Origin of the sequence: Dictyobacter arantiisoli, from assembly GCF_008326305.1 — a bacterium.
In the GTDB taxonomy this organism is placed as follows: domain Bacteria; phylum Chloroflexota; class Ktedonobacteria; order Ktedonobacterales; family Ktedonobacteraceae; genus Dictyobacter; species Dictyobacter arantiisoli.
Genome location: NZ_BIXY01000042.1, coordinates 1 through 24,304, shown reverse-complemented (window position 1 = coordinate 24,304; position 24,304 = coordinate 1). Strand labels below are relative to the sequence as shown.

The 24,304-nt window shown below is 51.8% G+C and carries 18 protein-coding genes and 1 pseudogene; 5 read left to right on the top strand and 14 right to left on the bottom strand.

The window, feature by feature from the left end:
• Nucleotides 1–258 precede the first annotated feature (258 nt).
• The 4 genes from F1593_RS14765 to F1593_RS14750 form a co-directional block, all read right to left on the bottom strand.
• Nucleotides 259–1,971 (bottom strand): M3 family oligoendopeptidase, encoded by a 1,713-nt coding sequence (locus F1593_RS14765; protein ID WP_149402331.1) that lies wholly within the window; start codon nucleotides 1,969–1,971, stop codon nucleotides 259–261.
• Nucleotides 1,972–2,085: 114 nt separating this feature from the next.
• A complete protein-coding gene (locus F1593_RS14760; RefSeq protein WP_149402330.1) occupies nucleotides 2,086–4,512 on the bottom strand; it encodes an aldehyde dehydrogenase family protein in 2,427 nt (808 codons plus the stop codon).
• Between the two features lie 15 nt (nucleotides 4,513–4,527).
• A complete protein-coding gene (gene deoC / locus F1593_RS14755) occupies nucleotides 4,528–5,532 on the bottom strand; it encodes a deoxyribose-phosphate aldolase (RefSeq protein WP_149402329.1) in 1,005 nt (334 codons plus the stop codon).
• A gap of 69 nt (nucleotides 5,533–5,601) precedes the next feature.
• Nucleotides 5,602–6,612 (bottom strand): phosphotransferase, encoded by a 1,011-nt coding sequence (locus F1593_RS14750; RefSeq protein WP_149402328.1) that lies wholly within the window; start codon nucleotides 6,610–6,612, stop codon nucleotides 5,602–5,604.
• 459 nt (nucleotides 6,613–7,071) lie between these two features.
• Between F1593_RS14750 and F1593_RS14745 the strand changes: the two genes are divergently transcribed.
• Together F1593_RS14745 and F1593_RS14740 are read left to right on the top strand one after the other, a co-directional pair.
• Complete coding sequence (locus F1593_RS14745) at nucleotides 7,072–7,869, top strand: ribonuclease HI (RefSeq protein WP_172632130.1); 798 nt, start codon at nucleotides 7,072–7,074, stop codon at nucleotides 7,867–7,869.
• 427 nt (nucleotides 7,870–8,296) lie between these two features.
• Complete coding sequence (locus F1593_RS14740; RefSeq protein WP_149402326.1) at nucleotides 8,297–10,018, top strand: hypothetical protein; 1,722 nt, start codon at nucleotides 8,297–8,299, stop codon at nucleotides 10,016–10,018.
• 369 nt (nucleotides 10,019–10,387) lie between these two features.
• On the opposite strand, the gene F1593_RS14735 is transcribed toward F1593_RS14740, so the two are convergent.
• The 9 genes from F1593_RS14735 to rpsP form a co-directional block, all read right to left on the bottom strand.
• The gene (locus F1593_RS14735) at nucleotides 10,388–12,001 is read right to left on the bottom strand and encodes a diacylglycerol/lipid kinase family protein (protein ID WP_149402325.1); all 1,614 of its coding nucleotides are present in this window, start codon (nucleotides 11,999–12,001) and stop codon (nucleotides 10,388–10,390) included.
• A 510-nt stretch (nucleotides 12,002–12,511) separates the two neighbouring features.
• Nucleotides 12,512–14,386 (bottom strand): transketolase, encoded by a 1,875-nt coding sequence (locus F1593_RS14730; RefSeq protein WP_149402324.1) that lies wholly within the window; start codon nucleotides 14,384–14,386, stop codon nucleotides 12,512–12,514.
• A gap of 371 nt (nucleotides 14,387–14,757) precedes the next feature.
• Nucleotides 14,758–15,237: a MarR family winged helix-turn-helix transcriptional regulator gene (locus F1593_RS14725; protein ID WP_149402323.1), complete on the bottom strand. Its 480-nt coding sequence runs from the start codon at nucleotides 15,235–15,237 to the stop codon at nucleotides 14,758–14,760.
• Nucleotides 15,238–15,389: 152 nt separating this feature from the next.
• A complete protein-coding gene (locus F1593_RS14720; RefSeq protein WP_149402322.1) occupies nucleotides 15,390–16,019 on the bottom strand; it encodes a putative quinol monooxygenase in 630 nt (209 codons plus the stop codon).
• 310 nt (nucleotides 16,020–16,329) lie between these two features.
• Nucleotides 16,330–16,572 (bottom strand): hypothetical protein, encoded by a 243-nt coding sequence (locus F1593_RS14715; RefSeq protein ID WP_149402321.1) that lies wholly within the window; start codon nucleotides 16,570–16,572, stop codon nucleotides 16,330–16,332.
• Between the two features lie 214 nt (nucleotides 16,573–16,786).
• Entirely contained in the window at nucleotides 16,787–17,017 is a 231-nt protein-coding gene (locus tag F1593_RS14710) for a hypothetical protein (RefSeq protein WP_149402320.1), read from the bottom strand.
• A 200-nt stretch (nucleotides 17,018–17,217) separates the two neighbouring features.
• Nucleotides 17,218–17,787 (bottom strand): ribosome maturation factor RimM, encoded by a 570-nt coding sequence (rimM, locus tag F1593_RS14705; protein WP_149402319.1) that lies wholly within the window; start codon nucleotides 17,785–17,787, stop codon nucleotides 17,218–17,220.
• Between the two features lie 123 nt (nucleotides 17,788–17,910).
• Nucleotides 17,911–18,141, bottom strand: coding sequence for a KH domain-containing protein (locus F1593_RS14700; RefSeq protein WP_149402318.1), 231 nt, complete (start codon nucleotides 18,139–18,141; stop codon nucleotides 17,911–17,913).
• Between the two features lie 52 nt (nucleotides 18,142–18,193).
• The gene (gene rpsP, locus F1593_RS14695; RefSeq protein ID WP_149402317.1) at nucleotides 18,194–18,490 is read right to left on the bottom strand and encodes a 30S ribosomal protein S16; all 297 of its coding nucleotides are present in this window, start codon (nucleotides 18,488–18,490) and stop codon (nucleotides 18,194–18,196) included.
• 589 nt (nucleotides 18,491–19,079) lie between these two features.
• Between rpsP and pyk the strand changes: the two genes are divergently transcribed.
• The 3 genes from pyk to serA all read left to right on the top strand — a co-directional run bounded on the left by pyk (nucleotide 19,080) and on the right by serA (nucleotide 23,604).
• The gene (gene pyk, locus F1593_RS14690; RefSeq protein WP_149402316.1) at nucleotides 19,080–20,516 is read left to right on the top strand and encodes a pyruvate kinase; all 1,437 of its coding nucleotides are present in this window, start codon (nucleotides 19,080–19,082) and stop codon (nucleotides 20,514–20,516) included.
• Nucleotides 20,517–20,707: 191 nt separating this feature from the next.
• Nucleotides 20,708–21,871: a pyridoxal-phosphate-dependent aminotransferase family protein gene (locus F1593_RS14685; protein WP_149402315.1), complete on the top strand. Its 1,164-nt coding sequence runs from the start codon at nucleotides 20,708–20,710 to the stop codon at nucleotides 21,869–21,871.
• A gap of 26 nt (nucleotides 21,872–21,897) precedes the next feature.
• Nucleotides 21,898–23,604 carry a phosphoglycerate dehydrogenase gene (gene serA, locus F1593_RS14680; RefSeq protein WP_172632129.1) on the top strand — a complete coding sequence of 569 codons (1,707 nt, stop codon included), beginning with the start codon at nucleotides 21,898–21,900 and terminating at the stop codon, nucleotides 23,602–23,604.
• Nucleotides 23,605–23,720: 116 nt separating this feature from the next.
• On the opposite strand, the pseudogene F1593_RS14675 reads toward serA, so the two are convergent.
• A pseudogene (locus F1593_RS14675) lies at nucleotides 23,721–24,183 on the bottom strand (RNA-guided endonuclease IscB); the annotation flags it as partial.
• Nucleotides 24,184–24,304 lie beyond the last annotated feature (121 nt).

Here is a 24,304-nt window from a genome sequence, read left to right as displayed (position 1 = left end):
AAGCCCAACCAACCGTGAGGTGGGTATCGTGCCTCATCGTCTTCAGACGAATCTTTTTGCAATGGCTTCATTTCATACAGGAGAGTATACAAAATGTTTTAATGGTTGTCAATCAGGAAGAGCCATTCATCCCTGCCATGAATGGACAGGGCTTTCTGGCTCGTTTCCTGTAAAAACCGCCTACCAAACAGAAAAGGGCAAAATGCGCAGCAATTTCATCTCAAAGTTTCCATACTGGAGTGGGACGCAGGCGTTTCGTTACACTTGCGCCTCTAACTCTTCTACAGTCCGGGAGATCAACTGCACCACATACTCAAGCATACCCGTGTCAAAGGCAAAGCTTGCTCCAGCCGCCTCATAGAGTTCAGGTACCGTTCTTGTCGCACCCAGAGAGAGCGCGAAACGATACTGGCGGATCGCTGTCTGAGGATCGTGGAGATAGTTGTCCCAGATCTGCAAAGCGCCTAACGCGGCAAAGGCGTATTCGATGAAGTAGAACGGAAGGCAATAGTAGTGCAGCACCCCCTGCCAACGACTTCCACATTCTCTCTCCAGGCCGCTCCAGTCGATTGCTGGTTGATAGCGTTGCGAGAGTTCTGCCCACTTCTGCCGGCACTGCTCTGGATCCATTCCCTGTTTGGGGTGATCGTAAACCCAGTGCTGGAAGGCATCGCCGATAACAATGATTGGCAAGTAGCTTGTCAGCATATTCTCCAGGTGCTGGATGCGCAGGCGGGCCGCCTCCTGTTCTGTACAAAGGCCGGCCTGGTGAAGATGCATGGCCCCAATAAATTCCATACTGGTTGATGCAACCTCGCCAAACTCTAGTGGTATGGCCTCCTCTTTTCGCTGGTGAATGTAAGGCAGAGGGATGGTCTCAAAGACGTGGAAGGCATGCCCCATTTCGTGAAAGATCAACGGCACAACGTCGGTAATCGAATTCACGTGCCCAAAAATGAAAGGACGGCGCCTGACCTCTAGCGGCAGATTGTAGCCATCGTCCGCTTTGTTTGGGCGCTCCTCCAGATCGAAAAGCTGCTCCTGGAGCATGGTCTCAAAGTAGCTTCTCAGTTGGGGATCGATCCGCTGAAAAACAGGGATGCACTGCCGCAGCAATCCAGCGACATCAGAGATATGGCGCGGTGCCTCGCGCGCCCGTGGATCGACCTGCATATCCCAGGGGCGCAATTTCTCCACACCGAGCAGCTTCCGGCGTTTCTCGTAGAGATGGCTGGCTGCTGGCACGATAACCTGCTCAACAGCCCTGTGGAATGCCTTGCAATCATCCGGGGTATAATCAAAGCGCAGCAATTGTCGCCAGCGATAATCGCGGTAGTTCTCATAACCGGCGTTGCGCGCAATCTGCTGGCGCAAATGTATCTTTTTCATCCAGAGTGCATCGAGCTTTTCGCGATCTTCAGCTTCACGCTCCGCAATAGCACGCCAGGCTCGTTCTCGTTGTGTGCGATCAGGATGAAACAGGACATTTTCCACGGTGGTTTTTGGTATCTCTTCCCCGTCCCACGTGATCATTTGTGCCCCGCCAATCTGGTAGTATTCGTCATCCAGAGCCTTGTCTTCATTCAACAGTGGCAGATTCTCTTCGCGGTAAAGCGCCGCCTCCGCGCGTAGATTACGCAGCGGAAGCGCAAACCCCTCCGGCTCCAGTCGGCTGGCCAGCAGACGCTCTTTGATCTGCTGATCCAGCGCCTGCTGTGGAGTAGAGACTTCTTCCATGAAGCGCTGCTTGCGCCGGGGACGCTCCTCGTCCGCCGTGTTCGTTGTGCAGGCGATATCCAGGCGCATCATCGTCTCATTGACGAGTGCGCTCAAATCCGACCATTGGACCATCCAGGGCTGGAGCGTTTCCGATGCAAGAGGACTCTCCAGTAACTCCCGGTACCAGGGTTCAATCTCTGCCCAGCTTAAACGTTCAAACGCTTCGCTCGTCTGGGGAAGTGATGTGAACATACAGGAAACCTTTCTTTTCAATAAGGATGGGAAAGGCTACGAACGCTTTCCCCTTTCTCAAGATTGAGGACAATGTTTCACGTTTGCTGGCTCGTTTGATCAGGATGGTCAGGGCTATTCGCCAAATGGAACCCAGATATTTTTGACCTGCGTGGCTTCGCGCAGGAATTCTTCCCCTTCGCCCTGCACACGATCCAACCAGTGGCGGGCGTGTCCATAGTTGACCCAGGTGCGCTTCATGTTGCTGCTTGAGGCCAGTTCAATAGACTTCGAGCCTGCCGCCGAGCCGAAGTACCAGACAGCATTCACATCATGATGCTCCGCCAGGATCTGACTCAGGCTCTCCCGATCTCCAGTGACAATATTGATCACGCCCGCCGGGATATCCGAGGTCTCGAAGAGCTGATAGCAGTCGGTGGCGCTCAGAGGTGCGCCAGGAGATGGCAGAACCACGACGGTATTTCCCATGGCGATAGCTGGCGCGACCAGCGAGAGAAAGCCAAGCAATGGATATTCATCTGGACAGGCAATGCCGATCACGCCGATGGCTTCTTTGAGGGCCAGCGTCACACCCCGCAGCGGCGGACGATGCACACTTCCTTCGTACTTATCAGTCCAGGCGGCATAGCTGAAGAGGCGCGAGAGGCTGACCTGCACTTCATGAAACGCATCCGCGTAGCTACGTCCTGTCTGCGCGACGATTCTGTGCGCAAACTCGACTTCGCGGGCCGCCAGGTTCTCAGCCAGATAAAAGAGGATCTGGGCACGATTATGCGCGCTCCCCGTGGCCCAGGCGCTGGCCTTATGCGCCGCCTCGACCGCGTTACGGATATCTTTCCGATTTCCTTCTCCAACTTCCCCCAGCACACGACCATCCACAGAGGTTATCGTCAGGCTATAGCCCGAGTCGGGACGTGCCTGCTTACCGTCAATGAATAACTTGGGGGTCCGATCAATCGCAGGCAGTGCTTCGGTTGTCGCCTCCTGTATCTCATTAAGGATTGAAACATCCTGTACGTCCATCGCCTCTTCTTGTGCGTTGTCAGCCTTCAGAGATGCCTTTGCAGTGTTAGATTGCCATGCAGGTTTGAGATACTCGTAGAGCCCTTCTTTTCCGCCCTCACGACCATAGCCGCTCTCACGATAGCCACCGAAACCACAGGAGGCATCAAAGAGATTGGTACAGTTTATCCAGACACTGCCAGCTTTGACCTTTGGCGCGATATCGAGTGCCAGATTGATGTTATCGCTCCAGATACTGGCAGCCAGGCCATAACGGGTATTGTTGGCAAGCTCAATCGCTTCGGCGGGCGTGCGAAAGGTCATCGCGACCAGCACAGGGCCAAAGATTTCAATCTGCGCCAGCGTGGAGGCCGGGGAAACATTGGTTAAAAGCGTCGGCGGAAAGAATGAACCACTCGCAGGACAGATGGATGACGGTTGCCACGCCTCAGCACCCTCGGCTATCCCTTGAGCCACCAGATGCGCGATCTCATCCCGCTGAGCTGGCGAGATCAGCGCGCCAATATCCATCGTCTTATCCAGAGGATCACCGATGCGCAGATTCTCCATGCGTGCACGTAGCTTGCTCAGCAAACGATCAGTGATATTCTCCTGGACCAGCAGGCGTGAACCGGCACAACAGACCTGTCCTTGATTGAACCAGATGGCATCGACGACGCCTTCAACGACACTATCGAGATCGGCATCGTCAAAAACAATAAAGGGAGATTTGCCGCCCAGTTCCAGCGAGAGCTTTTTACCAGAGCCCGCAGTTGTACGGCGAATGCTCCGACCCACATCCGTCGAGCCGGTAAAGGCGATCTTATTGACATCGGGATGCTTGACCAGCGCGTCTCCAGCCTTGCTCGCCTCGCCAGTCACGATATTGATCACACCAGCCGGCAGGCCCACCTCCTGAACAATTTCAGCGAACTTGAGCGCCGAGAGAGAGGTATAGCGGGCAGGCTTCAGGACAACAGTATTGCCCATTGCAAGCGCGGGAGCAATCTTCCAGGCCAACATCAGGAGTGGGAAATTCCAGGGAATGATCTGTCCCACAACGCCGACAGGTTGGTAATCCGCCAGTTCACTCTCCATCAATTGCGCCCAGCCCGCATGATAGTAAAAGTGGCGCGCCACCAGAGGAATATCGATATCGCGAGTCTCGCGGATCGTCTTGCCATTATCCAGTGACTCCAGCACTGCCAGCAGGCGAGCATGCTTCTGAATGTGACGGGCGAGCGCATACATATAGCGCGCCCGTCCATGTCCTGGCGTCTTACTCCAGGAAGGAAAAGCCTGCCGCGCCGCCGCCACAGCGGCATCCACATCAGCCGCATCGGCCGAGGCAATCTGTGTCAGAGCCTTGCTGGTCGCAGGATTACTGCTCTCAAAATACTGTTCTTGCAGCGGCTTGACCCATTGATTGTTGATAAATAACTGGAACGGCTGCCGCGCTTGAATCCAGTTCAAGGCCAGCGAAGACGCTTCCGGGGCCGGACCATACTCCATCGTTTCAAAAATGTCCATCACACTCATCTTGCAGCTCCTCAACTAGACCAAAGGATTTTCGTACGCGGCGGCATACTGCCCCGTCACAAAGTGAGCCAGTTGGCGCTCGATATCTGAAAGCAGACCGCTGGCACCAAAGCGGAATAGATGATTATTCAGCCACTCGTTACCCAACTCCTCTTTGATCAACGCCAACCAATCCAACGACGCTTTGGCGGTACGGATACCACCGGCGGGCTTAAAACCAACCTTGTAGCCGGTCTGCTCATAATAATCGCGTACTGCGCGCACCATCACCAGACCTACTGGTAGGGTCGCATTCACCGGCTCTTTGCCCGTTGAAGTCTTGATAAAATCGGCACCGGCCATCATACAGACCAGACTCGCCATCCCGACATTGCGCAACGTCGCCAGTTCATGGGTCGCCAGGATGGTCTTCAGATGCGCCTCACCACAGGCCGCACGATAGGCCTGCACCTCCGCATACAGCTCCTGCCAGTTACCGGTCAGAACATGCTGGCGCGAAATCACGATATCGATCTCACGGGCACCTGCCTTGACAGAGGCGGTAATTTCTTGCAACTTCTGCTCAAACGCATTCAGGCCAGCCGGGAAGCCGGTCGAAACAGCGGCCACAGGAATCAAGGTCCCCTGTAACGCCTCAACCGAGGTAGCGACAAATTGATGATAGACACAGACCGCGCCAACCGTGAGCTGCTCAAAGCCCAGAGCATCCAGGATCTCCTGGCGCACAGGCTGACGTGCCTTGGCACAGAGACGGCGCACATTGCCCGGCGTATCATCGCCTGCCAGGGTGGTCAGATCGATACAGGTAATCGCTCGCAACAGCCAGGCCGCCTGCCATTCTTTTTTGACCGTTCGGCGAGCAGGCAGAGCGGCCGCACGCCGCTCAATCGCACTACGATTGCTATGGACGCGGTTGACCCAGCCCATATCGAGCGGCATACCCGGATTGCGGGGTAGGGCCGCGTTCTCAGACGGCTGTGTGCCATCATCCGAGGCGGTACGCGATGTTATCGTGGTCATGAAACTTTATCCTCTTTAAGAGGTATCGATGATGCATCGTTGCACGCATCTCTGGCAAAGAGTTGGCGGTTAGCGTCGAGCATCCACCAGAGCTGCCCAGGTCGCGCCATGGGTCTCTAAAGCCTGTAAAATAGCCAGCGTACTCAATGTCTCACGAATACCCAGTTCTTGTTCTTCCACGCTCACCACGGACTCGCCGAGGGAGCGACGCATATTAAAAAGCAGCCATCCCAGCCAGGTGCCCATAAAACCATAGACAGCATCCTGACCCGCATCCTCAATCACTCCTCCCGCCTCCACATAGTCATCCAGCACCGCCGAAAAAGCAGTCTCATCCGGCGTACCAGCCACAATGCCACTCCAGTACAACGCCACACTCATTAATTCCATGGTTGGATTAATCAAGCCAGCGGCCTCCCAATCGATCAACCAGGGAGTTGTGGCATCTTGCCAGAGCACATTCTTTTGATCCAGATCCCGATGACTCACCACCACCCGTTGTCCCAGAGACAGACCTGCCTGCTCATAATTCCTGGTCCACTGCAACAAATGAGGCAGAGCTGAACGCACGCGATAGGTCCAGGGAAGCTCTAGCTCGGATGCCTGGAAGGTCAATGCATCCCAATCCTCATCATTAAAATGTCCCCACTCCAATGGTTCAAAGGAGGAAATGTCAAGGTGCAGCGCATGGATACGGGCCAGAATGATACCCATCTGACGGGCACGCTCTGGATCTATCGAGGATACAGGCAATGTCACGCCATCCACCCATGGATAGACCAGAAGCGACAACTGATCGAGAGAGTATAGCACATCCCCTTGCTTATCTGGCAGAGCCGCAACGGCAGGAATACCCTCAGCAGCCAGAGCGGCGGCAATCTGCTCGGAGAGACGATACGCATCCTGGATACCCGGCTTACGCATAATCTCTGCATGCAATTCTTTTACCGCAAAGCGTCCCCGGGATGTTGTGATCTTCCACATACGATGCAACAAACCACCACTAACCGCCTGAGGCTGCTCAGTAGGCTCGCCTAAACCACCCAGAGCACAGAGACGTGCAACCTGTATTGTATCCACTATCTACACCAACCTACTCTTTTTTCTTATTATCCTTACTTACAATGAGGCTACAAACAAGACAATTTTATCATCTTTTTCATTCATGCGAATACCCCTGTATGCCTATACAAGGCATACAATTCTCAGGAACAAGAACCGTACACCGATTCCCAGTAATGCGGGAAAGCGCGCAGCGCCAACGTAGCGGCCCTCGTTCTACGGGGGAATTAAACGACCAATGCGCACCGTGCTATGACCCAACCCCGTTACCTGCGCCTCCATCGCTCTCTGGCGTCTTCGGGCGAGGTTCCGGTACGACTCCACCGTAGAACGGTGGCCGCTACGGGGCTTCTGGCTACCGCCGAAGGCCACAATGTGGCTAGAGGTGTCGACAGGTAGGGCATAAAGCGTTATACTGAAACTGGCCTGAGAGGATAGATGATGGTATCTCCCAGGCAGAATAGAAAGGTGTCTGTGGTGAGCGAAATCCCTGAATCATTAGAATGGAACTCTATCCTTGGTGTCGCGCCCGATCTCAATATCCGCGCCGCGCTCCCAAATTTAAATCAACAAGGCGTGATTGCCTATACCGATGGAGCCTGTCTGAAAAATCCTGGTGGACCCGCCGGTTGGAGCGCTCTCCACTGGGCCGCCGCCGATGCGACAGGTGAGACGATTCCAGAACATGCTGCTTGCCTCGAAGCTTATGGGCATATTCCTAAGGCCAAAACCACCACCAACAACCGGGCCGAAATCTCAGCTGTTCTGGCCGTTCTCTCCATCGCACCGCCCGCTCTGCCACTCACCATTTATAGCGATAGCGAATACACCATCAAGGTTGCCACCGGCAAATATCAGATGAAGGCCAATCCCGACCTGTGGGCCATTTATCGCAAGATGCTAAGCTATAGGAAAACACCACCCCACTTCATCTGGGTGCAGGGACATGCCGGCCAGCGCCATAATGAACGCGCCGACTATCTCGCCGGATTGGGAGCCTGGAATGGCAATCGTTCAGCCTTCGACAAATGGCAAGTCTCTCAGGCACCCGAAGCCCGTAGCGGAAGCGCGCCAGGACAGATGTCGAAACTGCGCCTGCAAGTCAATAACCTCAATATCTTTTTCGCAGCCATCGATGTGAATAGCGGACGCGTCAGCCAGCAAGAACGTCAGTTTATCGAAGACATGGCGAAACGGATGCAAAAGAACACCTTTGCCCCCTCAGAAAAGCAAAGCAACTGGATCACTCAGCTCGGAGCCAAGTACAAAGTCTAATCTCTGTTTGCCGTGCTCTCCCAGCATGGCAAGTTTGACAATGTACAAATTAACTACAATTTAGCTCCTGGCGCTTCCGACAACTCAACAGGGCTAAATTGTCCCTATTCCCGACTATTTTTCTTCACAGAAATATCCCATACTTACTATAACCTCAGTTCACCGACGAAATGCTTGCACAGGCCAGGCATCACAGTATCATGAAGTCAGAGTTGCTTCAGAATACCGGGCATGCTTATTTTTTCTGGAAAGAACATATCTTTTAAGCTGATACTACCAGAGAAAACCTATCCTCTGGGCATGCTTGCCAGGCAAAACCAGAGCAATTTATACACCATCACCACTCGAGAACAAGACATGCTCTCGCTTTATACAAAAAAGCAACCAGGCAATAAAAAACTGTCGATTTTAGCTCAGGAGGTGTTCATTGAGATTTCCAGGCTTCAGAGATCTTCCAAGTGCAAGTAGATTTAATGACCGCACATCTGGTCCTACAGTTGACATCGACGCCAGGCTTACTGCTCAATTAGACAGAGGGGCATTTCCTGAAGCAGAACTAACTGCGCTACGTGAGCTAACAGAGAAGCAACGCGACGACGCAAAAGCGAAAGCCAAACTCTATCGCCCGATGGAGACACGTGAAACAAAAAGACAATTACCTGAACGGCTGGATCGAGCCCTGGCAGGCGATTACCTCAAAGAAATTGCCACCCTCACCATCAATAAAGCCGATAAAGCCATAGAAAGCATCAAGCAAAGATGTGAAAATATCCAACAGGAAATAACGGACGCAAGGACAGAGTTAACAAGACTTACAGATCTCTACGCAAGAGATAAATTTAGTCGCACTCCAGACACAGAAGAACTAAAAAGCCGTATCAGCAGGGTAGAAAATAACATTGTAAGTCTGGAAAAAGATTATCGCGTGTTAGAGGAAAATTTAAAGGCCGTCTCTGATATTCGTTCGACCGAGATAGCGCATCTCGAGGATGTATTTGTGGATGTGGCGAACAAAGAAGTCTATCAACAGAGCATTACTACCAATTTTGAAAGAATTGCTGCCTGGTTGGAAAGAAGACAAATCACCAATGATAATTTGCAGAAAAACATCGACAATGTCAAAAAGGGCCAGAACTATTGGATGAATGGTGATGAAAAAACATTCTTCCAGAGTCTCAATAGCCATTATATGGAAACACAAGCCCCACAACCAGATAAGATTCCACTTTTTGATAAGGACCTCGGGCATACATACAGCGCTGAGCACCACCTCGATGACACAACCCTGGCAACCAGAAAAGTGACGCTGGATACCCAATATGCAGACACGACGACAAGATGGGACGCACGTAATACGACCGCCATTGAAACAACAGAAAATGTAGAGAAACAAATTTATGTTGGTCACCTCAGTGATGCAACGATACTGCGGGCACAGGATGTTGCCCAGCAATTGATGTCAAGACCAACTTTTGCTCTACAGCATGCAAAAAGAAATAAAAAAACGGCCGAGTATCTAAAATTTGTCATCCAGACGCCACGACAAAGCCTGCCAGAACTGCAACAAAAGCTATCCATGAAAAAGATTGAACCACACGAAGAAGCCTATCTGCGCGAAGCCGAAAATAAACAAGATCTTTATCTGGTAAAAGATATGGGAAGAAATATCGCCATCGAAGTATTCAAAAGCAAGATGAACGATCCTATTCATGCGGAGCGTCTGGCAAATATCCGTAGGGATGAAGAGCGTTGCATGGTTTTACATAATAAGCTCTACGAAACCCTCGTCCAACTAGAACATGACCCCATGACACAGGCAGATCGGATCAACGAGCACATCAATAATTTACAAAGACAATCCCAGGATCTCTTACGGGACAAAGTAGCGTTCCATAATGACAATGTAGAGACAGCCAATGCCATCCAACAAGGTGTGCGTGACTTTATTCATCACCGCTTTTATCAGGATCTGATCACCGGTAAATTTAGAAGTATGGAGCAAGCTATCAAGTCCTGGGCAAACTATGGACAAAATATAGGACAAACACTCGCCACGCTAGGCGTAGGATTAACCTCAACCTCACTCACCAATGATGCCCTGAGTAAATTAATAGGCAACGCTATAGGTTCAGTAGGGACCCACTCATAATTGCCCCGACCCATAGTGATGGGTTTTTCCCCACACTGGGAGCCTTGCAATGGGAGTGCAGAGGGCGAAGCCTTCTGCCGGGGTGTGGGTATCCCCCAATACGGTTCAAATAAGCCATTGATAAACAAAAAGGGAGGGGAATTCGTACCGCAGGGGAGAGGATAGAGCGTCGGGCAGCGATGTAGGTGCGTGCCAAGGCCGCAGCCGATTAGTTGAACCGTATTGGGGGATACCCACACCCCGGCAAGGGGCTCGCTGCCCCTTGCAACCCCGCTTGTAGAGCGGATTGAAGTGGATCGAACATCCGCTCGAAAAATTCGGGATAACTCATGAACATAAACCAGCCCTGCCTACAGGCGAGCATCAGAATCATGCAAGGACAAGGCGTTTGGCCTGAATGACGCTATGCTTGCTGCGTTTACCTTCAACGGTCAACTCTACCCCTTCAGCCAGTTCTTCGATAGCACTGGGGATATCAGCAACGTGATGGCCTTCGCGGGTAAAGACCGTCGTTTTATTGTTGACAACAATCGCGACCGGCGCGATTTCGTCCGTGGTCTTGCGAATCGTTCCCGCGATGACATAGGTACCTGGCAGCCGGGGATTGGGCACCTTGCCGGTGACAGTGACTTTTTTACCATCTTGCACTAATGCATCCAGCATATCGGGTAATGTCTGACGAATCTCTTCTTCATGCTTCTGATCTTTTTCGGAACCATTTTCGCTATGTAGCTCGGATGCTGGTAGTGACTCGACGGCTACCGTATGTTGCTGCGAAGATGTTGCAGACACATTATCGTCTGTCTGGTGTGAACGCTGGAATAAACCATGGTGTAAACGCTGGCCGGGTGTTTCTGTTGCGTCATGCTCATCCGCCCCTTTATCCTCATGGCGATTGGGATCGTGCTGGAATAACTCATCGCTATACGTCCTGGGAATAGCCACGGGCAGAGCCTCAGGTAGTGTGTCGATCTGATAGGTGATGAAAACCTGATCGAGCCCCTCTTTATCTAAATGCTCGATCTTTTTATAATCCTGGGCACTAAGATAATCTTTGAGCTTCACCGCACTGCCATCCACCTGCAATGGGGCACTGGCGGGAACCTTGATACGTAAATGCGCGCCCTTGAAGTATTCCGTCGTGGTATTGTCCGGCTTCTGGCGGAGCAGAAGCGAGGAGAGTTGTTGGATGGTGGAGAGAGGTGTACCGGCAGTGATCACACAGACATCTACCTGACCATCATCCACATACGCATCGGGCGTGATGCGCTCGACCCTGGCATAGCGTCGTGTATTGCCCAGCACCACCTGTAAGGCCTCACCTTTCCAGAGAGAGGCATCCTGCTCACCAGCCTGGATCTCAATCGGGAACGCATGCTGCCTGGGAAGTTCTTTGACGGCCGCAGCACCAACCGCGAAAGGTCCAATGTTATATTTTAAAGGCTTGGAAACGCCGCCCATGACTGCAGCATCCAGACCAATACCGGCCATCAGCAGGAAATGATGGCGAACTTTGCTGCTGGTAAGCGCAGCCTTTTTGCCTGCCTTCGCAATCTCAACTGGCTGCTCCTGACCAGGAAATTGGATGGCATGAATGGCGATACGTACCACATCCACCGTACGCACATCGCTATCGATCAATGTTAAGGCTGCCTTGACAGGATCATTGGGAATGCCCACTTCGCCCGCCCAGACATTCGCAGTCCCACCCGGGATCAAGCCGACCGTGGGACGTTTTCCCTTCACACTCATTACTCCGTTCACCACCTGATTCAGCGTACCATCCCCGCCATAGGCAATCACCAGATTCTTCTTTTCTTCCGCCGCCTGCGCCGCCATCGCCATCACATGCTTCCCATATTCTTTCAAAGCCACCTCGGTTTTCCAACCACCGGCATAAAGGACCGCCAGAATCTCTTGTAATTTAGCGGTATTCTCTCCCGTCCTGGGATTAATCAGGAACGATGCTTTCTTATGTGACATAGCGTAACCCCTTCATGATAGCATACGTTTTCATGCTCAATTTAACACAATGTTAATATGCATTTCTCATGGAGATACGCAATAACGCACGGTTCAGTTTCAATCCTGATATTTAGAGATTTTAAACGAGATTTTGAACAGACAAAAGGCCCACCCCTCAGATAGAGTGATGAGCCTTTTGTCTGTCGCCTGTGCCCGCGAACAAAAAATGATGATGTTTTTGAGGAACGCCCCAAATGCCGCCTCATAGGTGCGAACGTAAGGCTTTTCAGGCGGGATTGCAAAGGGCGGCCAGCCCTTTGCCGGGGTTTGGGGTGTCCCCAAATACCTTTTTTTCTTCTTTTCTTCGCCGCCGCACGCGGCGGCGAGAGGGAGGTGAGAGACCGGGGCACAGCCCCGGACCCCAGGTTAAGGGTGCAACCCTTAACAATCCCGCTTCTATTCGCACCTAAGGGGGGAACACCCCCAACTCCGGTCAGGGGCTTGCCACCTCTGGCAATCCTGCTTAGCTTACCTGGATGATTTGACGAGTGCTTTGACGGCTTCGACGATATGATGGGCACTAATACCGGCGGCTTCAAGCAGTTGGGCTGAGGTGCCGGATGTGGGCATGGACTCAACTGCCAGCTTGACAACCTGTGGCAAGGGTGCATCGATCTGGGTGAAGGCTTCCAGGACGGCTTCTCCTAATCCACCTTCGGGCCAGTGATCCTCGACGGTGATGATCTTGCCGCCAGCCTCTTGCGCAGCTGCAAACAATGTCTCTTCATCGATGGGTTTGATCGAGTAGGCGTCGATGACGCGGATGTTGATGCCTTCGCCCTTGAGTTGCTCATAGGCAGACAGCGCTTCGTGCAGGGTAATTCCTGCAGCGACAACTGTCGCTTTATCCTTGTCGGATTGGCGGACTACTTTACTGCCACCAATGGAGAATTTTTCGTCGGGACTATAGATGACGGGTGTCTTTTCACGCGTGGTGCGAATATATAAGATACCACTATGCTCGGCCATCTCAGCGACTAACTGGGCGGTCTGATTGGGATCGCTGGGATAGAGTACGGTGCTATCGTATACGGCACGCATCATTGCCAGATCCTCAAGTGCCATTTGCGAGGGTCCATCTTCGCCAATCGAGACGCCAGCATGGGAACCTGAGAGGCGAATATTGGCGCGTGAGATGGCTGCCATACGAATAAAATCATAGGCACGTGAGAAGAAGGCGGCAAAGGTAGAGGCAAAGGTAATTTTGCCACGCACCTGCATTCCGATGGCAAAGGCGACCATCTGCTGCTCCGCAATATACTGCTCAAAGTAACGCTCGGGATAAGCCTTGGCGAATTCATTGGCATAGGTCGAGTTGCTGACCTCGCCATCCATCGCCACCACATCAGGATTCGCAGCACCCAGGGCCAGCAGGGCATCACCATAAGCTTTACGGGTCGCTTCCTTAGTGTTTAACTCATAACGAGGTAGTTCAAGTGGCCTGGCAGGAGGCTCGGGAGCGACCTTACCAGCAGCAGGCTGCTGAACCGGGAAGACCATACTGCGTACCTGCGGATTCAACTCTTTGATGGCTTCTTCGGCCTGCTCAGGACTCAAGGCCTTCCCATGCCAACCATCCTTATTCTCTACCAGCGAAACGCCTTTGCCTTTCAGGGTTTTGGCGATAATAAAGGTTGGGCGATCTGTTGTATCGGCAGCCTGACGGTACGCCTGATCGATCTCATCATAGTTATGTCCATCGATCACAATCGTATTCCAGCCAAACGCCTTACCACGAGCTGCATACGCCTCGGTATCCCAACCCAGTTCAGTCTCGCCGCGCTGGCCCAGGCGATTACAATCCAGAATCGCGACCAGATTATTCAACTTGTAGTGTTGTGCCAGATGGAACGCCTCATAGATCGAACCTTCCGCGCTCTCACTATCCCCCATCAGCACCCAGACCTTATACGGCAGCTTATCCAGATACTTACCGCAAGCTGCGATACCCACACCATCTGGCAAGCCCTGGCCCAGCGAACCAGTTGCCACATCCACCCAGGGCAGTTCAGGCGTGGGATGTCCTTCCAGACGGCTACCAAACTTACGGAGTGTCAACAACTCCTCATCCGAGACGGCACCCACCGCTTTATAAATAGAATAAAGCAAGGGAGAGGCGTGACCTTTAGAGAAAATCAAATGATCATTGTTAGGATTCTTCGGATCATTAAAATCATAGTGGAGATGGCTCAACACCAGCACCGACATCAAATCAGCCGCTGACATTGAGGAGGTGGGATGGCCGGAACCGGCTGCTGTAGTACAGCGAATACTGTCTACTCGTAACTGCTGCGCAAGATTTGTCCATTGTTGTGTCTGTGAAGTAACTTCTGTCGTAGTCATAACACTCCTTAACTATATGCGCTTCGTGTGTTAGCCTGGCGCTTTCATACTTTCTCGCCTTCTCAGATAGCCGCTCATAGAGGCCGGATGTTCTTATGCGGCAATAGCACAAAACAGGCGGTCAGGCTGTCCTATCCAGGAAGCAGGAAATATCAACTACCTATCATTACTGTAAGCATCGCAACAAAACATCTATCATTGTCTGCAAGCAGATCTTATCCACCTTATCCCTGCGAGCCACACCCACCAGGCAGATCAGCCAGGATACTATCTTCGATAATACCGTCACGACATCATCTAACACGAATTGACATAGCGCATTGGTTTCAGAGTTACAGGTTATCTGACACAACCTTGTCAGAATAGAACAATTATGACGTCCTGATACCCTTGAAATGAACAGAGAGTTTCGCTAGCGAAGCGCGCAATTGGCGCATCTCCGCTTCCCCGAGGATCGACTGATAGTCAGCTTCAATCTCGCGCCAGACCGCATAGGCATGCTGAAGAAATTCCCAGCCTCGATCAGTAAAAAAGACCAGCGAAGCCCGCCGATCAGAGGGATCAGCTTTGCGCTCGATATATCGCTGATCCTCAAGGTCCGTTACTAACTGACCCATCGACTGCTTGGTTATACCAGCGCGCTCAGCCAGTACCGTAATGCGATTCCCCTCCACATCGAGGTGAGAAAGCAACTGAATATGCGCCAGCGTCAGACCCTGATGCCCCCGCTCCTGAAGCATCGCAATCGCCTGCTGATTAAACTGCCGATACACCTGTTGCAACAGACGCCCGATATGGATCTGTCGCATCAGATGGAGATCCTCAATCCCATGCTCATCAAAATTCATCATATACACCTTTTTCCTTCTTTTCTTCGCCGCCGCGTGCGGCGGCGTGAGGGAGGGAAGAGGCCGGGGCACAGCCCCGGACCCCAGGTTAAGGGTTGCACCCTTCACAATCCCGCTCTGTTCGCGCCTATGGGGGGAACACCTTACATTCCTTTTTATTGATGTAGTTTGGCGGCCAGCACATTGTATTGCACGAACGTTGCCGGGACGGTCATGGCTGGATGTAACACATCCCGAAACAGGCTCGCCATTGGTTCTCCCTTGATGTGTGTAGCCAGAGCCGCTTCATCGGCATAGGCGGAAACATGCACAAAGCTGGTGGGCCGCTCTTGCTGCTGCATCGCGATATAAAGCAGGGTTTCAGGCTCGCGATCTTTCGTCTGGGCAACCGTTGTACGGATCACATCCTGTGCCGCCTCCAGAGCATCCTGACGGATTTCGTAGCGTGCCAGGCGAACGATGGGCAGGGTATCAACCAGAGGCAGCTTGCCATCAACCACAGTGTATTGTGAAAAGCTCACCGGAACGGTCATCGCTGGATGCAACACATCCCGAAACAGGCTCGCCATTGGTTCTCCCTTGATATGCGTGGCAAGGGCCGCCTCATTGGCATACGCGGAAAAATGAAGCAGGTTAGTTGGCTGACCTTGCTCTTGCAATGCTATATAGAGAAGAGTTCCCGGCTCACGATCCTTTGTCTGAGCAACTGTCGCATTAATCACATCTTTCGCAGCCTCAAGCTTAGCAGGGTCTAGTGTGTACTGTGTAAGACGATAAATAGCCATCGTTTTCTTCCTTCTAGTATCTTTCCTTTCAGAGGAAAGATACAATTCATCATAAATTAGTAAGCTTACCTGTCTATATTGTAAGCCAGACTTACTAATTTGTCAAGAGAAAAGTATTTGATCTGATAGAAAGAGGCAAAAGGGGATACAATATACAGTCCTCACTGTAAAGGATGAGGTCTTCTGTGGGTCTCGCCTTGATGGGGAAGCAGAAAGAAGAATGGCAGAGGGAGATAGAGGAGCGCGCTGAAAATAGGTCTCTCTACGCTCGATATCTCCCTCTGACAATGGGAAATGGCTGTGTGAAAGACTAGCGGCCTGCCTTTGGAGCAAGCGCATAGAACAGCAATCCAGCCAGCACAAAGAACATCACCAACATCAAGCCCATGATGGGATCGATCACGCCGGTAATCGGAATCTGGAAAATCGCCGCCGACAAGAGGAACAGCAACCAGACCCCACCCAAAATAGGGAAAACGTATAGCCAGTTAAAGCGCGCGCGGGGATTGGGTTCACGGACAACTACTTCATAGTCTGAATCAAGTGGCTCCATATCATACCTTTCCATCATGTCCCGCCCAGATGCGCGTACATCGACGCCCATTAGCAGGACATGTAAGTATTTCTTACATCGTATTATAAGCGTTCACATTCCAGCAACGCAACATCTCGCACTCCTCTCCTACCTCTCTCTAAGCAATATGTGGAGCGTGTTTTTGTACCATGCGCGCATGGTACAAAAACACGCTCCACATAAAAAAAAGCCTTTAACGGCCAAAGCTACAGAGATCTAAGAGAGAGATTTCGCGGGAGTCAGAATAGGCGACGGTGAGGATATTATCTAAGAGCGCGTGTGCAGGAAGAGAACGACGTTTGTTAAAATGGCGACGCAATTCAAATGCGTTCACCTGATAGGTCGCGCCATCAGAGGCGGCAGCCAGGTGTCCTTCAGCAATGGCACTACAAACATCAGCAAGAGTCGGGACATAGTCGGACATAAGACTCCTCCCCTACAAATAAACTGCGGCGTGTTCTACAATCAACTCAACAACGAATGAAATAAAGAGAGATGACCTCCTAATTAAGCACGAAGAGAAGCGCTGTAGGGTTTCACTTTTCAGCCTGGCAAGGAGAAGGATAGCACTCCATCCGTCCTTGCCTGTTTTGCCGCTCCTCTCGATCCGGTATCTGCCTGTGTTTACTCGTCATCCTCTTGCTCGGATTTATCGTTAGGATCGTCTATTACAGCGTCATCATCCAATAAACCCTTCATAGGATCAATATACATCACTCGACGGATCAGGTCAATCTGTTTGATGACATCTTTGATGGCAGGGATCAAAACTTGTTTCCCAGTAGGACTCTTGAGGACATAGACATCATTGCCAGCAGTCGTCCAGATGTCGGTGATAACACCAACTTCTTGATTATTCAGCAGTAAGACTTGCAAGCCCAGGATATCGTGCTGATAGTAGGAGTCGGGCGGGAGGGTTGCCAGTTGCTCGGTAGGAATACAGACATCGCGACCGCGCAGTGTCTCAGCAGTATTGGTATCATTAACGCCCGCGAATTTCAGGAGCAACATATCGCCTTTATGGGGGCGTACGGCTCGGATGGTATAACGTTTGTAATCAGGGGCCAGATAGATGGCCTTCAAAGAAGCGAAGCGATCAGGTACATCGCTCAACGAGAAGACCTTCACCTCGCCGCGTATACCAAAAGGGGCCACTATTTTGCCGATAGTAGCCCATTCTGTCGTGTTTTTCATGTGCACGTGCTCTCTTATTGGCCGCCACGGCACCGGCAGAGGACTGCACGCTTACTCAGATCAAGTAAGTGGCCTGCCCGATGTAGCAACGGTCTGTCTTGCGAGTGGGTTTATCGCAATACGTTATTGAATCTCAAGTGAGGTATGACGACCTTCACGAGTACCACCGGCACGCATCAGTGTACGCATAGCTTTAGCAACACGCCCCTGGCGACCAATTACTTTCCCAAAGTCATCAGCCCCCACATGCAATTCCAACACGAGCGCATTGCGGTCATTGCGTATTTCGCGTACCTGGACAGCCGAAGGGTCATCCACCAGCGACTGAGCTATATACTCAATCAATTTCCGCATAGAGTATCCTTACTTTTGGTTTCAGAAAGAATACGATGAAGCCTTGTCTGTATTATGCCTGTTCAGCAGGAGCAGCTTTAGCAGCAGCCTTTTCCTGTGTGAAACGATCCAGGATACCGGCGCGTTTGAGGAGCGAAGTAACGGACTCCGTGGGTTGCGCACCATTTCTCAGCCAACCAAGAGCTTTCTCTTCGTCGATATGGATAGCGGAAGGCTCGACGCGTGGGTTGTACCAGCCAATGTTCTCAATGATGCGACCATCACGAGGAGAACGAGCATCTGCAATCACGACACGATAGCTTGGGGCTTTCTTCATGCCCGTACGTTTTAAACGAATTTTGACAGCCATATTTTGTTAATTCCACCTCTGCCCCACACAAAGGGGGCTATATTTTTAGCAGTGCCACATTTTTGCATAGCACATAATAGTGCCCCTAAATTACGGCGTGATTAGGATAACACGCAAGACCGTAAATGTCAATTGCGCCAACCTAATCCTTAAACCCATTAGAGACAGCCATCAATAAAAACGTAGGCATTGCACATCTTTCATCATAGATGTATCGATCAAATGGATATGGGGCTTCGAGAGTTGGGAATAGGACGATGAACGGGCAAACGCACCTCGGTTGCGACCTCGGGCCGCACCTACATTTCCCATCATGAGATTTATTTCATATATTTTGTCATATTAGATGTTTTTAGTTCCATGATGTGCTATGAAGAAACGAAGATATCTCTGCAAAGACATAGATGATGAGCACATAAAAGGCGAGCTGAGGCTCTATATTCCGTACATTTCTGTTCATTAGAGCTTGCTGCTTGCTAGCATTTGAGGTACACTTCGACTGCAAATATGCGCTGACAGAGTTGTCCTATGGCGCAATAAAAAGTAAGGGATGGAGCCGCTAATGAGGCAATTGAAGAGGGCTTATTATATGCGTCGCACAAAAATCGTTTGCACGATCGGTCCCGCGACCGAGAGTGAAGAACGGCTCGAACAATTAATACGAGCAGGCATGAATGTAGCGCGCTTAAATTTTTCCCACGGAGCCCATGATGTACACGCGGCCGTTATCGAACGCGTGCGTAAAATTTCTGAGCGATTGGGTATGCCGGTCGCTATCTTACAAGATTTACAGGGGCCGAAGATCCGCGTGGGCGCACTGCAACAGCCAGTGTCGCTGGTGGATGGCTCGACCGTGACCATTACGACACGCACAGTCACAGGAACAAGTCAACTTATTCCAACAACATATCAGAATTTACCCCAGGATGTAAAAATTGGGGACCGCATTCTGCTGGATGATGGTCTGATGGAACTGCGCGTGCTGGAGTTTAATGATACCGATGTGCAGTGTCTGGTGATCAATGGCGGGTTGCTGAAACAACATAAGGGTATTAATTTGCCCGGCGTGAATGTGAGCGCGCCTTCTCTGACGGAGAAAGATCTTGAGGATCTGCGCTTTGGCGTGGCAAATGATGTAGACTATGTGGCGTTGAGCTTTGTACGTGCCGCTAAAGATGTCATTGAAGCAAAAGAACATATTAAAGCCTTACAGGCTGAATATCATACCGGTGGGAGACAGGAACCGATCCCACTGATCGCGAAACTGGAAAAGCCGGAGGCGGTCCAGAATCTGGACGAAATTCTAGCGGTGGTGGATGGTGCGATGGTGGCACGTGGCGATCTGGGCGTCGAGATGGCCCCGGAACAGGTGCCGTTGATTCAAAAGCATATTATTACGCGCTGTAATGAGCTGGGCTTGCCCGTGATTACTGCAACGCAGATGCTTGAGTCGATGATTACCAATCCACGCCCGACCCGCGCTGAAGTCAATGACGTCGCAAACGCCGTTTTGGATGGGACGGATGCCGTGATGCTGAGCGCAGAAACATCGGTGGGAGCCTTTCCGATTGAGGCGGTAGCGATGATGGGCCGGATCGCACGCGAGATCGAGCTGAATGGCAATACAGCCATCCTGCCACATTGCGAGCGCTTGAGTCAGGAACATGCCGTCAGTCACGCAGCCCGTGCTCTGGCTGAAGAAGCCAGTGTCAAAGCTATCGTGGTCTTTACCCGTTCGGGTCTCTCGGCACATCTCATCTCAAAAGATCGGCCGCTGACTCCTATTTTTGCCTATACACCATCGATTCATGTCTATCGCAGATTGGCACTCTGGTGGGGTATCTCGTCCCACACTATTCCTTTAAGTGGGACAACCGATGAACTGATTTCGGTGGTCGAACAACGTTTACTGGATGATAATTTGATGCAGAAACGCGATAATGTCGTCATCATGGGCGGGTTACCAATCGCCAGTGAGGTACGCACAAACTTTGTCAAATTACATTGTGTCGGGAGCGGGAAGTAGATAAAATATCTATCTTGCCGGATACCCGATACTCCAGCATATATGCTATACTTTGGAAAGAATACCAAAAATTTCTTGCGGCGGATAACAACGTAGTTACCCGCCGCATGTCATTGCAATGAAGCCCAACATACATTATCTACATTTGCGTTGGTATTCTTCACAGCTAGAGAGATGGAGTAATATAAGCAATGACGACTCAAGCACAAAAGGCCATTCCTCTGCCTCAGGTAGAGGCACGTGTCCCTATCCCCAGGCAAAACTTACGTGTACCAGGTCCAACCCCTGTCCCTCAACAAGTCCTGGACGCACAGGCAGCCCCACTGATCAATCACCGTGGTCCTGAGTTCTCCGCGATCATGAAGAGAGTCACACCACGTCTCCAATACTTTTTCCAGACTACATCCCCCGTCCTCACCTATCCCGCATCTGGTACCGGTGGCCAGGAATGTGCTCTGGTCAACGTCTTTTCACCCGGCGACCATGTTGTCGCGATCATCATCGGCAACTTCGGCACTCGCCTGGCGAAAATTGCCACTGCTTTTGGCTTAAATGTGACAAAGATCGAATTCGCCTGGGGCGAGGCGGCAGACCCGAATGTGGTTGAGTCTCGCCTGAAAGAGATCTCAGATTATCGCGGAGTCTTAATCACCCATAACGAGACATCAACTGGTGTGACCAACGATGTCAAAACGCTAGCCGAGATTGTGCGCCGCGCCAATCCCGATGCCCTGATCGTGGTGGATGCCGTGAGTTCGCTGAGCAGCCTGCCCCTGGAAATGGACCCCTGGGATCTGGACGTGGTCTTCACCGGCTCACAAAAAGGATGGATGATTCCTCCAGGTATTATGATGATCGCCGCCAGCGAACGCGCCTGGGAAGCCCATAAAACCTCGAAACTACCACGTTTCTACTGGGATTGGTCCTCGACCCGTAAGAACCTTGAGGCATCCTGGCAACATCCCACAACTCCGCCCGTCTCCCTCTTCTATGCCCTGGATGAGGCCCTGGAGATGATGATTGCCGAAGGTCGTGAGGAGATCTTTGCTCGCCACGTGAAGGCTGGAGAATATGTTCGTGGCCGCGCCCAGGCAATGGGATTAAAATTGCTCTCAACCGATCCACGCTATGCGTCAAATACGGTTACCGCGATCAGGACGCCAGCAGGTATCGAAACCAAAGCCATCTTAAAGAAACTACGTGAAGAAGACCAAATCGTTCTCGCTGATGGACAGGATCACATGAAGGGCAAAATGTTCCGTGTGGGCCATCTGGGATACTTCACCCAAACTGATCTGGAACAGGCCATGGATGCCGTTGAAACACGCCTTCACGAGCTTGGTTACCAGGCATAATGCATACAACTAGAGGAGAGAATCCTATGGCAGAAGTACGTGATGAGGTAGTGCACGTTGATCCAGCGGTCGAGGCCGTGAAGATTTTGATTACTGATCGCATTGCGCATGAAGGCGTTGATCTGTTGCGCGCCCAATTGCCCGATGCTCAGATTGATGAGCGTCCAGGACTGAAACCTGAACAGCTGAAGGCGATTATTGGCGCGTATCAGGCTTTAATTGTGCGCAGCGAAACCCAGGTGACCGCCGATGTATTGGCTGAGGCGACCAATCTGAAGATTGTGGGGCGCGCAGGCGTGGGCGTTGATAACATTGATACCGGGGCCGCGACACGGCAGGGTATTATTGTGGTGAATTCCCCTACCGGCAATATTGTCGCCGCCGCCGAACATACGATTGCGATGCTGATGTCGCTGGCCCGCCACGTGCCAGCCGCCGATGCCAGCATGAAAGCCCATAAGTGGGAGAAGAGCCGCTTCCTGGGTATTGAGGTACGCAATAAGGTATTGGGCGTGATTGGCCTTGGGAAGGTCGGCATGAATGTCGCGAAACGTGCACAGGGACTGGAGATGCAGACGATTGCGTTTGATCCTTTTGTCTCGCCCGAGCAAGCACGCAAATCCAATGTCGAGATGATGAGCCTGGAAGATGTGCTACGTAAAGCGGATTTCGTGACCCTGCATACCTCTCTGACCAGTGGTCCTAACGGGACACGTGGCCTGATCGGTGAGCATGAGCTGAGCATCATGAAGCCTGGTGCACGCTTAATCAACTGCGCACGCGGTGGCTTGATCGAGGAAGAGGCTCTGCTGAAAGCCCTCGATGAGGGCCATATCGCAGGGGCCGCGCTGGATGTATTTAGTCAGGAACCCATTCGCGATAACGCGTTATTGCAACGCCTGGTCAGCCATGAGCGGATCATTGCAACACCGCATCTGGGTGCCTCAACCGAAGAGGCACAGGTTGGCGTCGCCACCGATGTCGCGGACCAGGTTGTCTCTGTCATTCGAGGCGGCTTCCCACGAGCTGCTGTCAATGCGCCTTTGATCCTGCCGGAGACACTCAAGATCTTGCAACCCTATATGACCCTGGTTGAGAAATTGGGTCGCATCTATACCCAGTTGCAACCCGAGCCTCTGCATAAAATCGAGTTGACCTATAGCGGTGAGATCGCCAGCTATGACCTGCGTCCCCTGCAAGCGGCTCTGGTCAAAGGATTGCTGGAATCGGTATCCGAAGCTCATGTCAATATGATCAATGCCCAGGTGCTGGCGAAAGAATGGGGCATCGAGATTGTCGAGCGCAAATCAACTACACCCGCCGAATTTGCTAATCAGGTCACCCTGCGCGTCGTTACAGAGGGAGAGGATCAGGCTGCCAGTGAGGATCAGATCAGCGTGCTGAGCGGTACCGTGATGCATGATGAGCCACGGATCGTCCAGGTTGGTCCTTACTGGACCGAGTTTGTGCCAGAAGGTCCCATCCTCTTCTGCCGCAATATCGACCAGCCAGGCATGATTGGTATCGTTGGCACCGTCCTGGGCAAAGCCGGGGTGAATATCCGCCATATGGATGTCGGACCCAGCGTACGCAAAGCCCGCTCATACGACGCCCAGCGCGCCAGCGAATCCGCCCTGATGGTTATCTCTGTCGATAATCCCATTCCCGGTTGGGCCATTGACGAGATCAATCAGGCTGGCGATATCTTTAATGTCAAAATGGTCACGCTCTAAATCCAGACACAACTCAGACACACGGACAAAGGAAGCTCGGACCCTCATATGAGAGACCGAGCTTCCTTTGTCTGTAATCCACCTTATAAATTTGCGTGATGCGGGTACCCCTTGGTTTACCTATGGGGAGGAACATCACGCGCTTCTTTCTCTGCTGTATTCATACCCGTCTCTCCTGTGGAGACGATGCATATATTTCGGGTGAATATCAACTTTCCCTACACGAAATGAAGGGCGATGACGAATCGCAATCCGTCCCTGAAAGGTTCCTTTGGGAGTGATGGCCTTGACCACATCCCCCGTTCGGTATCCCAAATACGACCCCTTGCGCTCTTTGTGCTGTTTTGGGAACCCGTACGTATCAGTCACACACATCTTGCGTCTGCCGTGTCCTGTCGCCTTGATCAAGAGGGGTTTCACCTTCTTGATGTCTAAGGCATCAGGAGTACTTTTCGCCACGCAGGCGGCATCGATCCAGTGCGCTTTGGGCAGTTCTCTGATGGTTCGGTTGTATTTCGTCAAACCACCCGACCCACACTCGACCGGCAAGCCCGTCGCCTTGAGTCGCTCAAAAAGTGCGCTGCCTAAGCGAAGAGGTCGCCCTCTCCGCTCGGCTTCAAAACCGTGCGTGAGACTTGTCGCCTCACACGGCTCCTCAATACTGCAGTCAATTGTCATTGACACACTCCGTTCCATGTTT